Origin of the sequence: Microbulbifer salipaludis (assembly GCF_017303155.1) — a bacterium.
GTDB lineage: Bacteria > Pseudomonadota > Gammaproteobacteria > Pseudomonadales > Cellvibrionaceae > Microbulbifer > Microbulbifer salipaludis.
In genome coordinates this window covers 67,356-81,338 of sequence record NZ_JAEKJR010000001.1, presented here as the reverse complement: position 1 = coordinate 81,338, position 13,983 = coordinate 67,356, and the positions used below count along the sequence as shown (strand labels likewise).

12 protein-coding genes are annotated in these 13,983 nt (G+C 58.1%); 2 read left to right on the top strand and 10 right to left on the bottom strand.

All coding sequences use genetic code 11. The annotated features are described in order from the left end of the window. Positions 1-7: 7 nt before the first annotated feature. The 4 genes from JF535_RS00330 to JF535_RS00315 all read right to left on the bottom strand — a co-directional run bounded on the left by JF535_RS00330 (position 8) and on the right by JF535_RS00315 (position 4,402). The gene (locus tag JF535_RS00330; protein WP_206997810.1) at positions 8-1,120 is read right to left on the bottom strand and encodes a type 1 glutamine amidotransferase domain-containing protein; all 1,113 of its coding nucleotides are present in this window, start codon (positions 1,118-1,120) and stop codon (positions 8-10) included. Between the two features lie 120 nt (positions 1,121-1,240). Continuing rightward, positions 1,241-2,503, bottom strand: a complete 1,263-nt coding sequence (locus tag JF535_RS00325; protein ID WP_206997808.1) for a sensor histidine kinase — start codon at positions 2,501-2,503, stop codon at positions 1,241-1,243. Continuing rightward, entirely contained in the window at positions 2,493-3,182 is a 690-nt protein-coding gene (locus JF535_RS00320; protein ID WP_206997805.1) for a response regulator, read from the bottom strand. Before JF535_RS00320 ends, JF535_RS00325 begins: the two co-directional genes overlap by 11 nt. A 107-nt stretch (positions 3,183-3,289) precedes the next feature. Continuing rightward, complete coding sequence (locus JF535_RS00315; RefSeq protein WP_206997803.1) at positions 3,290-4,402, bottom strand: NADH:flavin oxidoreductase; 1,113 nt, start codon at positions 4,400-4,402, stop codon at positions 3,290-3,292. A 138-nt stretch (positions 4,403-4,540) separates the two neighbouring features. Here JF535_RS00315 and JF535_RS00310 point away from each other — a divergent pair, with 138 nt between their 5' ends. Then, positions 4,541-5,002 (top strand): winged helix-turn-helix transcriptional regulator, encoded by a 462-nt coding sequence (locus JF535_RS00310; protein WP_206997801.1) that lies wholly within the window; start codon positions 4,541-4,543, stop codon positions 5,000-5,002. Positions 5,003-5,027: 25 nt separating this feature from the next. On the opposite strand, the gene JF535_RS00305 is transcribed toward JF535_RS00310, so the two are convergent. Genes JF535_RS00305 through JF535_RS00295 form a run of 3 tightly spaced genes read right to left on the bottom strand, consistent with a single transcriptional unit; the run spans position 5,028 to position 7,652 of the window. Further along, on the bottom strand, positions 5,028-5,606 hold the full coding sequence (locus JF535_RS00305; protein ID WP_206997799.1) for a phosphoribosyltransferase family protein: 579 nt from the start codon (positions 5,604-5,606) through the stop codon (positions 5,028-5,030). Positions 5,607-5,637: 31 nt separating this feature from the next. Continuing rightward, positions 5,638-6,363, bottom strand: coding sequence for a pteridine reductase (locus tag JF535_RS00300; RefSeq protein ID WP_206997797.1), 726 nt, complete (start codon positions 6,361-6,363; stop codon positions 5,638-5,640). Positions 6,364-6,419: 56 nt separating this feature from the next. Then, positions 6,420-7,652 (bottom strand): multifunctional CCA addition/repair protein, encoded by a 1,233-nt coding sequence (locus tag JF535_RS00295; RefSeq protein WP_206997795.1) that lies wholly within the window; start codon positions 7,650-7,652, stop codon positions 6,420-6,422. Positions 7,653-8,149: 497 nt separating this feature from the next. Here JF535_RS00295 and JF535_RS00290 point away from each other — a divergent pair, with 497 nt between their 5' ends. After that, entirely contained in the window at positions 8,150-8,713 is a 564-nt protein-coding gene (locus JF535_RS00290; protein ID WP_206997792.1) for a helix-turn-helix domain-containing protein, read from the top strand. Between the two features lie 97 nt (positions 8,714-8,810). On the opposite strand, the gene JF535_RS00285 is transcribed toward JF535_RS00290, so the two are convergent. From JF535_RS00285 to JF535_RS00275, 3 genes are all read right to left on the bottom strand, one after another. Continuing rightward, entirely contained in the window at positions 8,811-10,373 is a 1,563-nt protein-coding gene (locus JF535_RS00285; protein WP_207000064.1) for a SpoVR family protein, read from the bottom strand. Next, positions 10,373-11,653: a YeaH/YhbH family protein gene (locus JF535_RS00280; RefSeq protein WP_206997790.1), complete on the bottom strand. Its 1,281-nt coding sequence runs from the start codon at positions 11,651-11,653 to the stop codon at positions 10,373-10,375. Before JF535_RS00280 ends, JF535_RS00285 begins: the two co-directional genes overlap by 1 nt. A gap of 253 nt (positions 11,654-11,906) precedes the next feature. Next, positions 11,907-13,829 (bottom strand): PrkA family serine protein kinase, encoded by a 1,923-nt coding sequence (locus JF535_RS00275; RefSeq protein WP_206997788.1) that lies wholly within the window; start codon positions 13,827-13,829, stop codon positions 11,907-11,909. Positions 13,830-13,983: the final 154 nt, after the last annotated feature.

The following is a 13,983-nucleotide window of genomic DNA, read 5'->3' as shown; positions in this document are numbered from 1 at the left end:
GGGCCTTTCAGGTGGCTGGAAGGCCGTTGCTGGCGCTACTGGATTTGGCGCTTGCCAGTAAGCGCACGATATCCCAAAACTTGATCACTTCCCCTTGCATGGCCGCGACGATGCCATGCATGGCGAGCAACCGGCGGTCGATCCCTTCGCCATCGACGTCCGCTTGCTGGATAAATGTTTCCAGTACATCGCGCGCAGCAGAGTGCCCGTGGGTTTCATAGGCGAGCAGTAGCTCGATGGTTTTCTCCGTCTGCGTAACGGGGCGGGCCACCGGCTGGTATCCCAGCGCCCTCACCATTGCTTCCGTGACGCTCCATGATGACCAGGGGTTCTGCCCGGTGATCAAGCCCCCATCGATACTTACCTGATTCAGGTACAGTCGGCCTTTTTCGAATTCGGCACCATTCTCTCGTAAGCGTGTTTCCAGCAGGAAAGGGAATACCTGTTCGGCATCCGGTATCAGGAACAGCTCTTCGTCATTGGTAAAGCTGCTGATGCGACGCCCGTCGAGAAACGAAGAACCGGAATCGAGAGTGATATCCGCCAGCGCGGCCGGGCCGTGGCAGACTGCACCAATCACTCCGTCATTCTCATGCAGTGTAACAACCAGGTCCCGAATAGCTGGGTTGCCCGGAAAATCAAACATGGCGCCTTTGCCTCCAACGAAGAAGATGCCTTTATAGTGATCCGCAATTACTCTGTTCAGAGGAATACTGTTGCGCAGTTTTTCCATTGCGGCACCATCGTTGAGAAAGGCATATTCGAACTGCCCCATGTCATCCTTGTCCATCACCGCTGGCGGTTCCCCACCCAGCGGGCTAGCGATATCCACGGCGAAGCCATTGGCACTGAAGACATAGTAGGGGCGCACGAGTTCGGTAAATTCATAGCCGGTCTTCTTGCCGGTATTTCCCATTTCTGAGGCACTGCTGACGACAATCAAGATGCGCCCGCGTGTTTTTCTCTCGGGAATCTTGGCGAGGTAGGGCACATCACTTGCCGTGGTGAGCGCCAGTTGCTGGTGATCGGGCGCTGGTGGAATCAGGCTTTTCAGCCAGAATGCGGTACCGGTGAGTATTGCGACGCTGCAGACAATGGCGCCTAGAATTTTCTTGAGCATGGTAGATCTCCTATCGTTTGTAGGATGATCTTGCGGGATCCCCGGTGAAGCGCAGGTGAAAAAAGGGGGGGAATGTGTGGCTTGGCGCAGAGTATTCGGCGGGCTACTTCGGCCGCAATATCAGGAGGGTTCTTCCGGTGCAGGAGTAACGGAGACGGTAAACTGTTGCTTGCTGCATTGTGCCGAAAATGGCCAGTCCAGCGCATTGAGGATTCTGCTGGCGAGATAGAGGCCCTGCCCAAAACCATCACTGGGTTCTCCGCGGACGCCCGCATTGAACAGTGACGCTGTGCAGAGGTTTTCCCGAACGGGATTTCCGAAGGTCAGCGCTGTTCCGTCGTAAGTTATATGTAAAACCGGTTCGGACGCGTGCTGAATGGCATTGTCCAGAAGAATGTCTAGGAGTAGCCCCGCGAGGTTTGGATGGCCCTGCACCGAAAGTGTATTGGGCAGGGATACGTGTAGCTGAATCTCCTGGTCCTTGGCAATTTCCGGTCGCGCCAGCAGGCGATTTTCCTGCAGTGGACGCAGGTCAAACATCGTCGGTTCAAATGATTCGGACCTGGCCAGCGCCAGCAGTGTGGTGACTGTTCTATTCATGGTGGCGAGTATGTCGCCAAGCGCTCTTGACTGCTGCACGTTCAGACCTGTGTGTTGCGACAGGGCCAGCGTGTTGCTTGCGATCGCAAGGTTGGTACGCAGTTCATGGCTGACGTCGTGCGTGAATTCGGCTTCCCGTTTTCGCGCGCTCTTTAATTCGCGCAGGGTGCGTCGCAGGGTGCGTGCGAGAAAGCCGATTTCGTCGTCGCGGCTGCTCGTGCTCAGTTCTACGATTTGCTCGCCGATTGCCTGTGATTCAACTTCCTGCGCGAGGTTGAGGACGGGGCGGATGGCCTTCTGGACCAGCCGGTAGGCGAGCCAAAGTGCCAGCACGGTAGTCAGCAGAAAGGCCCCGAGCGGAAGCCATATCAATCGCTCGGATTGGCTGGAGACGGTGAGCAGGTCGCCAACTTCAGCAGCGAGAATGGCGTCGCTGCCAGCGGAGAGTTCGTGAAGATGGAAGTGCTGGTGACCCTCGGTAAAGTACTCGGCCTTGTGCGGTTTGCCGGCCAGTGCTTCTCGAAATTCCCGGGGTGTGTCATCCGTTGAGGTATACAGCGTGAAATGGGGCAGGCGCGGGGTGGGTAGATTGCCGTGCTCCCGATAGTGTTGCTCGATATAGCGCGCCTCGTCGCTGATCAGGTTATCAATCAGTTGGTCTTCGACGACATATGCGACGAGCAGACCCATGCCCGAGTAGATCAGGCAGAGTATCAGTGTAAAGCCACCGAACAGGGCGAAGACGTTACGCTGCAGTTGGCTGCGCGGTTTTTCAGTGTGCACCGGGCTGCTCCAGTTTGAAGCCTATATTGCTGATGGTTTTCAGCATTGGGCAGGAGAACGGTCGATCCAGGGCACGGCGCAGGCTGTAGATGTGGGATTTCAGCGCATCGCTGTCGGGCGGACTGTCCCCCCGGATGCGGTGGACAATTTCCCCGCGGCTGAGTGGTTCAGGGAATGCACAGGCGAGCTCCCACAGGATGTTGAAGGTAATGGTGGTGAGTTTGAGGGGTTGCCCATCTCTGCTTGCCTCGCGCCGACGCCGGTGTATGCGCAGGGCCCCGATGCAAATTTCGTCGTTGCGATGCAGTTCCCGCCTCCGCGCAAGCGCCCGGCAGCGTAAGGCCAGCTCCCGCGGATCGAATGGTTTGCACAGGTAATCGTCGGCGCCTGAGTCAAAGCCTTGAGCCTTATCGGCAAAGGCATCCCGGGCGGTTAGCATGAGTATTGGGGTGGTGAACTGTGCCCGTTGGCGAAGCTCGCGGCAGACGTCAAGGCCGTCGATACCGGGCAGGTTCAGATCCAGTAGGATCAGGTCATAGATTTCCCGCAGCGCCAGTTGCAGCCCGAGTTCCCCATCACTGGCAAAATCCACATGCCAGCCATGGCCCTCGAGAAACTCGCCGGTTTGGCGCGCGAGTGTTGGATTGTCTTCGATGAGAAGAATTTTGAGGCTATTCACCGGCAATGCCTGTCTACGAGTCCAATGAGTGAACATTGTGACAAGCTGCCGGTGAAATTGCAGTGAAATCTAACGGATTGCAGGGCTATCCGTTATCGCTACCGTGCTTAGCTGAGGCTCGCCAGCGCTTCCTTGGTGAATGGGACGATTTCTTCCTCGCGACCCTGTTTTATTTTTTGCAGCCAGTTCGGGTCCTGCAGCAGGGCGCGGCCCACGGCGATCAGGTCGAACTCGTTGCGGTCCATGCGGCGCACCAGCTCGTCCAGGCCGGTGGGGTTGGCGGTGCCGCCCATGCCCTGGTTGTTGCCGCCGATAAAGTCATCGTCGAGGCCAACGCTGCCCACGGAAATAACCGGTTTGCCGGTAAGTTCCTTGGTCCAGCCTGCCAGGTTCATGTCGGAACCTTCAAACTCCGGCTCCCAGAAGCGGCGGGTGGAGGCATGGAAGATGTCTACACCGGCGTCCACCAGCGGCGTCAGGAAGCGTTTCAGCTCTTCCGGGGTCTGCGCCAGCTTTGCGTCGTAGTCCTGCTGCTTCCACTGGGAGTAGCGCAGCACGATGGCGAAGTCTTCCCCGACCGCTGCGCGTACCGCTTTGACGATCTCCACCGCAAAGCGGGTGCGGTTTTCAATGGAGCCGCCATACTCGTCGTCGCGCACGTTGGTGCCTTCCCAGAAGAACTGGTCGATGAGATAGCCGTGAGCGCCGTGGATTTCTACTCCGTCAAAGCCCACTTCCTTGGCGGCCCTGGCGGCGTCCGCGAATGCGCGCACGACATCCTGAATGTCTTCCTTGGTCATGGCATGGCCGTTGGGCTTGCCGGGCTTGAACAGGCCGGAGGGGGAGTAGCCGGGCACGGATTTGTCCGGGCCAATCCCTTCCTTGCGCACGGCACCCACATGCCAGAGCTGGGGAATGATCTGGCCCCCGGCCGCGTGTACCTCATCGACCACCTTCTTCCAGCCCGCCAGCGCTTCGTCACCGTAGATGGCGGGGACATTCTCGTAGCCGTTGGCGGCCTTGCCGTCGACAAAGGTGCCCTCGGTGATAAGCAGGCCCACTTCGCCCTCCGCGCGGCGGCGGTAATACCCGGCCACCTGGTCGTTCGGGACGTAGCCGGGGGAGGCGGTGCGGGTCATGGGGGCCATAGCCACGCGATTGCGCAGCTTCAGGGATTTGTGTGCAAAAGGACGCAACAGGCTGTCCAGGTTACCGCTCATAACACTCTCCGAAATCTCGTTGATACACGGTTCAGTTGACGATTGGCGAGGCCGCAGTCCGGGTGGTCCGCCAATTAGGTTGCGTTATGAAACTGCATTTGGTTTTTTAATGCAACCTTTTCGCTTATACTGTTTTGCATGACACGTAAACGATTTGATGATCTTGGCTGCTCGGTGGCCTGCGCCCTGAATGAAGTGGGCGACTGGTGGTCCCTGCTGGTAATCAAGCAGGCGATGCTGGGTACCCGACGCTATGTGGATTTCCAGAAGAACCTGGGAATCGCCAAGAATATTTTGTGTGACCGCCTGTCCCGTCTGGTGGAGAACGGTGTGATGACCCGCGTGAATGTGGGTGAACACGGGACCCGTTACGAGTATCGCCTTACCGAGAAGGGTCGCGATTTGTTTGCGGTGGTGGTCGCCCTGCGTCAGTGGAGCGAGCGCTGGAACGGTAACAAGGATGCCATGCAGCTGGTGAGTCGCGGCAGCGGCGTGCCGATTGCGCCGGTGGCGGTGCAGAATGCCGCTGGCGAAGTGCTCAGCGTGCGCGATGTGTTGTTTGTGGACGAGAATGGTGAGCCGCTGGCGCACAGCGGCTAAAGGCTGGGGGCGACTCCGGTCGCCCTCAGGGTTTGGTGTTCTTCACGCGCTTCAATAGTTCCTGGTGCCGGCGCAGCTCCGGTTTGTTTTCCAGAATCTCTTCTTCCGTCAGCCCCTTCAATTCGTGGGGAAATACCAGCCATTCATCGGTCTTGTGCAGATAGTAGTCCGGCTCCTGGTCGGTGCGATTGCGGGTCGGTTTAAAGTAGGGGCACGCAATACGAATTTCCGGGGTGTTTTTTTTGCACGCTGTGCGCAGGTCGGTAATGGCCTGCTGGATACTCAGCCCGGTGTCGTAAACGTCGTCGACGATCAGCAACTTCTGGTGGGATTCGACCCGCTTGATCAGGTAGGTAAGCCCGTGCACGATTACCTCCTTGCTGCGCTGGTCCACACCGGTATAGGACGAGGTACGGATGGCAATGTGATCGGCGTGGAAGCCCAGGAAATCGAACATCTCCTGCACCGCAATGCCGATGGGTGCACCACCGCGCCATACCCCGACGATGTAGTCGGGCATAAAGCCACTCTCGACCACCTTCAGCGCCAGGGTGAAGGAATCCTCCAGCAATGACTGGGCGGAAATAAACTGTTTATCGCTCACGGGCTCGTACTCGGGTTAGTGGATCGGAGGGTCAGATGTTCAGGCTGCGGCCGCCGTCTACGGCGATGACCTGCCCGGTGATATACGGGGCGTCGGCGGCAAGGAAGCGCACCGTGCGGGCGATGTCCGATGGGTCACCACTGCGCTGCATGGGGATGCGCGCCAATATCTGCTCCTTGTTATAGCCTTCACTCTCATGCTCTGGCCAGAGAATTGCACCGGGTGCCACACCATTCACCCGCACCGCTGGTGCCAGCTCACGGGCCAGGCTCTTGGTCATCATCACCAGTCCCGCTTTTGCCGCACTGTAAATCGTGTGTTCGGGCATGGGTTTTTCCGCGTGAATATCCGCGAGATTGACGATGCAGCCACCGGCTTTGGTCAGCGCCGGGGCCAGTGCCTGGCTGAGAAAAAAGGGCGCTTTAAGGTTGCTGCCCATCAGCTCATCCCACTGTTGTTCATCGGCGCTGCCGACGGGGGTGGGGTAAAACGCCGAGGCATTGTTGACCAGCAGACTCAGCCCGCCAAAGCACTCAGTGGCGGCGGCTGCCAGCTGTTCACAGTCGGCTTTGGTGCGCAGGTCGCTGTGCAGGGCGGTGGCGGAGTTTGGTCGCAGCGCGTTCAGGGTATCCGCCAGCTGATGCGCCGCTTCTGCGGAATGACGGTAATGAATAACCACCTGGTGGTCTCGGTGCAGCTCTTCGGCAATGGCGCGCCCGAGGCGGGCGGCGGCGCCGGTAATCAGGACGCTGGCCATGGTGTGACTCCAGTTATTGTATTTGGCGACAAGGTCGGTGAATCAGGCCTTTTGCTTCAGAGGTGCCCCGGTGCCCCGTAGGTCTTCTTGAGTTCGGTGACTGCCTCAAGGCGCGCGCGCTCCAGTGCCTTGCCCAGTTCGGCGCCCTGATGCCCCTGGGCAATGAGTGCCTGCGGGTCGACGCTGGCTGCGGCCGCCCGGGCGGCGCGCAGGTAGTCCACTTGCGGGTATTCCCGGTCTTCCAGTCCCAGGCGGCCGCGGGCATCGGCCTCACAGCTCTCGAGAAACTGGTCGAACCGCTCCGGCCTGCGCAACGCATCCAGTGCGCGCAACATTTTCATAATGGTCTGGGGGCGTAACTCGAACGCCTTGTGGCAGTGCAGGTGGTATTCGCACACGCCGAGCGCCAGGGCGGTGATGTGATTGGGCACCCGCAGGCGTTGGCAGACCCCTTTCACCAGCGGTAAGCCGGCGGCCTCGTGACCGCGGTGACTGGGCAGCACATGCTCGGGGGTGACACCCTTGCCCAGGTCGTGCACCAGTACCGCAAAGCGCACCGGCAGCTCTGCGGGAGCCTGTTGCAGTGCCAGCAGAACGTGATCGCCGGTGTCGATTTCCGGGTGGTGCAGTACCGGTTGCGGTACGCCGAACAGGCGGTCGACTTCCGGCAGCAGTACCTTGAGTGCACCGCATTCCCGCAGCACCCGAATGAATACGTCAGGCCGCGGTTCCGTCAGTGCGCGGCTAACTTCTTTCCAAACCCGTTCGGCGACCAGATGCTCTACTTCTCCCGCATCCACCATGCCGCGCATCAGCCTCATGGTTTCGGTGGCCACGCGAAAGCCCAGCGGCGCATAGCGAGCGGCGAATCGCGCCACGCGCAGGATGCGCAGGGGGTCTTCGCTGAAGGCGGGCGATACGTGGCGGAGCTTGCGGGCCTCGAGGTCGGCGCGGCCACCGTAGGGGTCGACGATTTCGCCGGCTTCGGTTTCTGCCATGGCATTGACGGTGAGGTCCCGGCGTTGAAGGTCCTGTTCCAGGGTGACATCGGGGCTGGCGTGGACGGTAAAGCCGCCATAGCCGTGACCGCTTTTGCGCTCGGTGCGGGCGAGGGCGTATTCCTCGCCGGTTTCCGGGTGCAGAAACACCGGGAAATCCTTGCCCACCGGGCGAAAACCTCTGGCCCGCATCGCCTCCTCCGTAGCGCCGACAACGACCCAGTCGCGTTCGTGTATCGGGCGCTGGAGCAGGCGGTCACGTACGGCGCCGCCAACCAGATAGCATTTCACAGTCTGGCTCCCCGGTGGGACCCGGCGGGTGCGGTGACGATTGCGGAGGCGGAGGTGGCCATAAATGCTGCTGAACCTGAGTGCTACGTCGCCGGAAACGGCGTTTCTCAGGAAATAGTAGGAAATATAAGAGGCGGGAAGATAAAAAAAAGGCCCCGAAAATACAAGGGGGCCCAGGGTCTTAGGGTATTCGTAAAGAGAGGGAATCCCAACAAGCTCGCTTGCGCCTGAAACACTGCTGGACCTGTAGTTGGTTACAAAAGGCTACAGAGTTGGTGCAGATAGCGCCCGTTACAGATGGTTAAATCATCCAATGCAACATCCTGTCCATTCTATTTAACCTGACTTAACTGTCAACCATGGCAATCAAACTTTTATTGAGGGATATGTCCGTTGGTTCGTTAAACATATATAGGCATAGAATTTACACCTGTTTTTTTGGTTTAATTCAGCACAATTGATAAATAAATGCGCGATTCGTGGGGGATAGTTACAAAATGAGCGAAGTGCATGTGCTCACTACCGGGGAGGCTGCCCGGTATTGTGGAGTGAATTTCCGTACCGTCATCCGCTGGATTGAACGTGGTCAGCTGAAGGCGTACAAGCTTCCAGGGCGTGGCGACCATCGTATCTGCGTGGAAGACTTTGTCGGCTTCCTGCGGGATAACGCCATGCCGGTGCCTGCCGAGTTGGGTAGTGCAACCCGCAAGGTGCTACTGGTGTCGACGGCGCCAGAGCTGGCGGGATGCCGTTCCCTGCTGCAGCAGGCGAGCGTGGAAGTAGAGATCGCGGGTGACAGCTTCAGTGCGGGTGCCCTGCTGGCGACCAGTAAGCCGGCCATGCTGGTGCTGGATACCAGCCTTGAAGGCCTGAATGGCTTCCAGGTGCTGGATTGTGTGCGCTCTCGCAGTGACTTTTCTGCGTTGAGTGTGTTGGTGATTGCGCCGGCCGGAGAAGTGAATCCGCAGCGCTGGCTCGACGCCGGTGCCGATGCGGTGGTTGCCGCCAATTGCGATCGCAACGAGCTGGTGGGCCGTATCAATTTACTGCTGGATGCGTGACCCCCTAAAACCGTGATCCCGCATAGGGAACGGTTGGCGGTTCGCCAGCCTGGGAGCCCCCGGCCGCTGACCCGCACTCGCTTTTCTCGGGCCGATGTTAAATCGGCTTGGGCACCAGCATGGACTCTTCCTCGTCCGACCGATCCCTGCCGAGCTCCGGGCAGTGGAAGCTCGCTGTCACTTCATCACCATTCAGACTGTGCAGGTGCACATCAAACCCCCACAGGCGATGCAGGTGACGCAGTACCTCGCCGGTATCCTTGCCCAATGGTCTGCGCTGATGCTGCGTGTGGTGCAGCGTGATCGAGCGATCGCCACGGGTGTCTACCGAGTAAACCTGAATGTTGGGCTCGCGATTGCCCAGGTTGTATTGCCCTGCCAGCTTGGCACGAAGTTCCCGGTAGCCATCCTCGTTGTGAATGGCCCCTACCTCTATTTCCTTTTCCCGGTCGTCGTCGGAAATACAAAACAGTTTCATATCCCGCATCACCTTGGGTGAGAGGAACTGCAGGATAAAACTTTCGTCCTTGAAGTCGCGCATGGCAAATTGCAGGGTTTCTTTCCAGTTGCTGCCGGCGATATCCGGGAACCAGGCGCGGTCTTCCTGCGTGGGGTTTTCGCAAATACGGCGCAAATCCGTGAAGATACTGAATCCAAGTGCGTAGGGATTGATACCGTTGTAGTAGGGGCTGTCGTAGGGCGGCTGGTAAATCACACTGGTGTGGCTGGTGAGGAACTCCATCATGAAGCCATCGGTCACCTTGCCCCGCGCATGCAGTTCGTTCAGCAGGGTGTAATGCCAGAAGGTGGCCCAGCCCTCGTTCATGACCTGGGTCTGGCGCTGTGGATAAAAGTACTGCGCCAGCTTGCGCACGATACGCACCAGCTCCCGCTGCCAGTTCTCCAGCAGGGGGGCATTTTTCTCGATAAAGTAAAGAATGTTTTCCTGCGGCTCTTCCGGGAAACGGGGGGCTTGGGCCAACTCTTCGGCGCCGGCCATTTTCGGTATGGTCCGCCACAAGTCATTCAGCTGGCGCTGCCGGTATTCCTCGCGCTCCCTCTGGCGGCGCTCTTCTTCATGGGCGGAAATGGGGTAGGGTCGCTTGTAGCGATCGACACCGTAATTCATCAGCGCATGGCAGCTGTCCAGCAGGGCCTCCACTTCATCCACCCCGTGGCGTTCCTCGCAACGCGCAATGTAATTTTTCGCAAACAGCAGGTAATCGATGATACTGCTGGCATCGGTCCAGGTGCGGAACAGGTAGTTTCCCTTGAAAAAGGAATTATGACCGTAGCAGGCATGGGCAATCACCAGGGCCTGCATGGTCATGGTGTTCTCTTCCATCAGGTAGGCGATGCACGGATTGGAATTGATCACAATCTCGTACGCCAAGCCCATGCGCCCGCGCTGATAATTGTTCTCCACGCTGATGAACTGCTTGCCGAAGGACCAGTGGTTGTAGCCCACGGGCATGCCAACCGATGAGTAGGCGTCCATCATCTGCTCGGAGCTGATCACCTCAATCTGGTTGGGGTAGGTATCCAGGCCAAACTCCTTGGCCAGCAGCGCGATTTCCCGGTCGTACTCCTGAATGAGTTCGAAGGTCCACTCAGAGGTTGTGGAAATGGGCTGCCTGTTATTGAGTGCGGTATCAAGCATCACGCGGCAACCTTCTGGGTAAATAGCTGGCGGAATACCGGGTAGATATCCCCAACGTCGACAATCTGCTCCATGGCGAAATGCTCAGGGAACACCTGCGCCACACTCTGGTACTCATCCCACAGTGCCTGGTGGTCCCTGGGGGTAATCTCCACGTAGGAGTAGTACTGGACGTGGGGCATGATGTCGTCGATCAGTATCTTGTGGCAGGTACTGGAGTCGTCATTCCAGTTGTCCCCATCGGACGCCTGGGCACCGTAGATATTCCACTCGCTGGCGGGATAGCGTTCGCGCATGATGTCGCGCATCATTTTCAGAGCGCTGGATACGATGGTGCCACCGGTCTCGCGAGAATAGAAAAATTCCTGTTCGTCTACCTCTTTGGCACTGGTGTGGTGCCGAATAAATACCACCTCGGTATATTCATAGCTGCGCTGCAAAAACAGGTAAAGCAGCAGGAAAAACCGCTTGGCCATATCCTTGGTGGCCTGGTTCATGGAGCCGGACACGTCCATCAGGCAAAACATGACCGCTTTCGAGCTGGGTCTGGGTTGTTTTACCAGCAGGTTGTACTTGAGGTCGAAGTCATCGAGAAACGGGATGCGCTTGATGCGGCTTTTGAGCTCCTCGACTTCTAATCGCAGCTGCTCGAGCCTGCGCTGGTCGCGCAGTGCTGGGTCCTTGTTTTCTTCCTGTTCAATCTCCTGCTCCAGCAATTTCAGGTTGCGGCGCTTGCCGCCACTCAGTGCGATACGCCGGGCGTTTGCAGCGCGCATGGAGCGAACTACATTGAGCCTGCCGGGCGTGCCCTCGTTGCTGATCCCTGCGCGTACCACGTGGAAGGCGTCGTTGCCGGCGAGCTTGCGCTTCACCATGTTGGGCAGCTCCAGCCCTTCGAACATAAATTCGAGGAATTCTTCCTGGGATATTTGAAAGGCAAATTCATCCATCCCTTCGCCGCTGTCACTGGCTCCACTGCCACCACCGCCTTGCCCCTGGCCCTGGCCGGGGCGCGGAATACGATCACCGGTAACGAATTCCTTGTTGCCGGGAAGGACCTGTTCCATGTGGCCGCCGCGGCCATTGGAAAAAATGGGCTCGTTGAGATCGCGGGTGGGAATGCTGATTTTCTCACCGGCACCCAAGTCGGTGATCGATCGGCTGTTCATGGCCTCGCCGACAGCTTTCTTGATGTGCGATTTATAGCGCCGCAAAAAACGCTGGCGATTAACGGTGCTTTTCTTCTTGCCATTCAGGCGACGGTCGATGATGTAGCTCATAGTACTGCCTTATATTGCTTTGGCCGTGTCGCTCGCTAGTGGCGACGCGTCCAGCAATCAGATCCAGCTGCTGCACTATTTACGAAGCTGGATGGATTGTCTGAAGGCCCTGGCGCCGGTGGAGCTCTTCGAGACTGTCCGTCGGAGGGACCCGACGGACAAGCCCCCAGGGATGGGTTCACGGCGTGTCTCGAAGAGCTCCACCGGTGGCAGGGCCGCCACCGTAGGATTTCGGGACACAACCCTTCAGCAGTTACTGAGACTTGCGCACCCGCAGGTACCACTCGGAAAGCAGGCGCACCTGCTTCTCGGTGTAGCCGCGCTCAACCATGCGCGCCACAAAGTCCGCGTGTTTCTTCTGATCGTCTGCCGAGGCCTTGGTGTTGAAGGAAATCACTGGCAGCAGATCTTCGGTGTTGGAGAACATCTTCTTCTCGATGACCGAACGCAGCTTCTCGTAGGACCGCCAGTCCGGATTCTTGCCCTGGTTGCCAGCGCGGGCGCGCAGGACAAAGTTGACGATCTCGTTGCGGAAATCTTTCGGGTTGGAAATGCCCGCAGGTTTTTCGGTTTTCTCGAGCTCCTCGTTCAGTGCCGCGCGATCGAGGATTTCACCGGTTTCCGGATCGCGATATTCCTGATCCTGAATCCAGAAGTCCGCGTAGGTGACATAGCGGTCGAACAGGTTCTGGCCGTACTCCGCATAAGATTCCAGATAGGCCGTCTGGATTTCCTTGCCGATGAATTCCACGTAGCGCGGTGCCAGGTATTCCTTGATAAAGCCCAGGTAGTTTTCCTGAATTTCTGGCGGGAACTGTTCCTGCTCTATCTGCTGCTCCAGTACATACAAGAGGTGCACCGGATTGGCGGCGACTTCCGTGGCGTCGAAGTTGAACACCTTGGACAGGATCTTGAAGGCGAAGCGGGTCGACAGGCCGTTCATGCCCTCGTCCACCCCGGCGTTATCCCGGTACTCCTGAATGGTTTTCGCTTTCGGGTCGGTGTCTTTCAGGTTTTCACCGTCATACACCCGCATCTTGGAGAACACACTGGAGTTTTCCGGGTTCTTGATACGAGACAGCACCGAAAACTGTGCCAGCATACGCAGGGTGTCCGGGGCGCAGGGTGCCTTGGACAGCGAGCTGTGCTCCAGAAGCTTGTCGTAGATCTTCATTTCTTCCTTCACCCGCAGGCAGTAAGGCACCTTGACGATATAGATGCGGTCGAGGAAGGCTTCATTGTTGCGGTTGTTGCGGAAAGACTGCCACTCGGATTCGTTGGAGTGGGCGAGAATGATCCCGTTGAAGGGGATCGCGCCGAGCCCTTCGGTACTGTTGTAGTTGCCTTCCTGGGTGGCGGTGAGGAGCGGGTGCAGCACCTTGATGGGCGCCTTGAACATCTCCACAAATTCCATCAGCCCCTGGTTGGAGCGGCACAGACTGCCGGAAAAACTGTAAGCGTCAGGGTCATTCTGCGGGAAGTCTTCCAGCTTGCGGATATCCACCTTGCCCACCAGCGCTGAAATATCCTGGTTGTTCTCGTCGCCCGGCTCGGTTTTGGCGATGCTGATCTGATCCAGAATGGACGGACGTATTTTCACCACCTTGAATTTGGTGATATCGCCGTTGAACTCATGCAGGCGTTTTACCGCCCAGGGCGACATGATGGTGTTTACATAACGACGCGGAATGCCGTAGTCCTCCTCCAGAATCTGCCCGTCTTCGTGGGGGGAGAAGAGCGCAAGGGGGGATTCGAACACCGGGGAGCCCTTGATGGCGTAAATCGGGATCTGTTCCATCATCGCCTTGAGGCGCTCCGCGAGGGAGGACTTGCCGCCGCCAACAGGGCCGAGCAGGTACAGTATCTGCTTCTTCTCTTCCAGCCCCTGGGCGGCATGGCGGAAGAAAGAAACGATCTGCTCGATGGCTTCCTCCATGCCATAAAATTCACTGAATGCCTTGTAGCGCTTGATCACCTTGTTGGAAAAGATGCGCGAGAGTCGTGGGTCGCGGGAGGTGTCGATCAGCTCCGCCTCGCCAATGGCCATCAGCATACGCTCTGCCGGAGATGCGTAGGCGCTGCGGTCGTTTTTACACAGTTCCAGGTACTCCTGAATGGTGAGCTCTTCCTCCTGAATCGACTCGTAGCGTTCCAGGTAGTGATTGAATATCGACATGGTTTACGACTCCCTGTAGCGTACCGCGTCAGTTACCGGCCTCCTGCCGTGGAGTGCCTACTGCGCTGCAGCGTGTGATGACCGCGAATACATCTCGCAACGAATGCTGAAGGGCGCTGGCGCGCGAGATCGCTATCGTTATTACCTATTGATT

Coding starts and splice junctions, on each gene's coding strand:
- JF535_RS00330 (WP_206997810.1), bottom strand. CDS start 1,120: ATGCTCAAGAAAATTCTAGGCGCCATTGTCTGCAGCGTCGCAATACTC.
- JF535_RS00315 (WP_206997803.1), bottom strand. CDS start 4,402: ATGAGCGGTAACCTGGACAGCCTGTTGCGTCCTTTTGCACACAAATCC.
- JF535_RS00310 (WP_206997801.1), top strand. CDS start 4,541: ATGACACGTAAACGATTTGATGATCTTGGCTGCTCGGTGGCCTGCGCC.
- JF535_RS00300 (WP_206997797.1), bottom strand. CDS start 6,363: ATGGCCAGCGTCCTGATTACCGGCGCCGCCGCCCGCCTCGGGCGCGCC.
- JF535_RS00290 (WP_206997792.1), top strand. CDS start 8,150: ATGAGCGAAGTGCATGTGCTCACTACCGGGGAGGCTGCCCGGTATTGT.
- JF535_RS00285 (WP_207000064.1), bottom strand. CDS start 10,373: ATGCTTGATACCGCACTCAATAACAGGCAGCCCATTTCCACAACCTCT.
- JF535_RS00280 (WP_206997790.1), bottom strand. CDS start 11,653: ATGAGCTACATCATCGACCGTCGCCTGAATGGCAAGAAGAAAAGCACC.
- JF535_RS00275 (WP_206997788.1), bottom strand. CDS start 13,829: ATGTCGATATTCAATCACTACCTGGAACGCTACGAGTCGATTCAGGAG.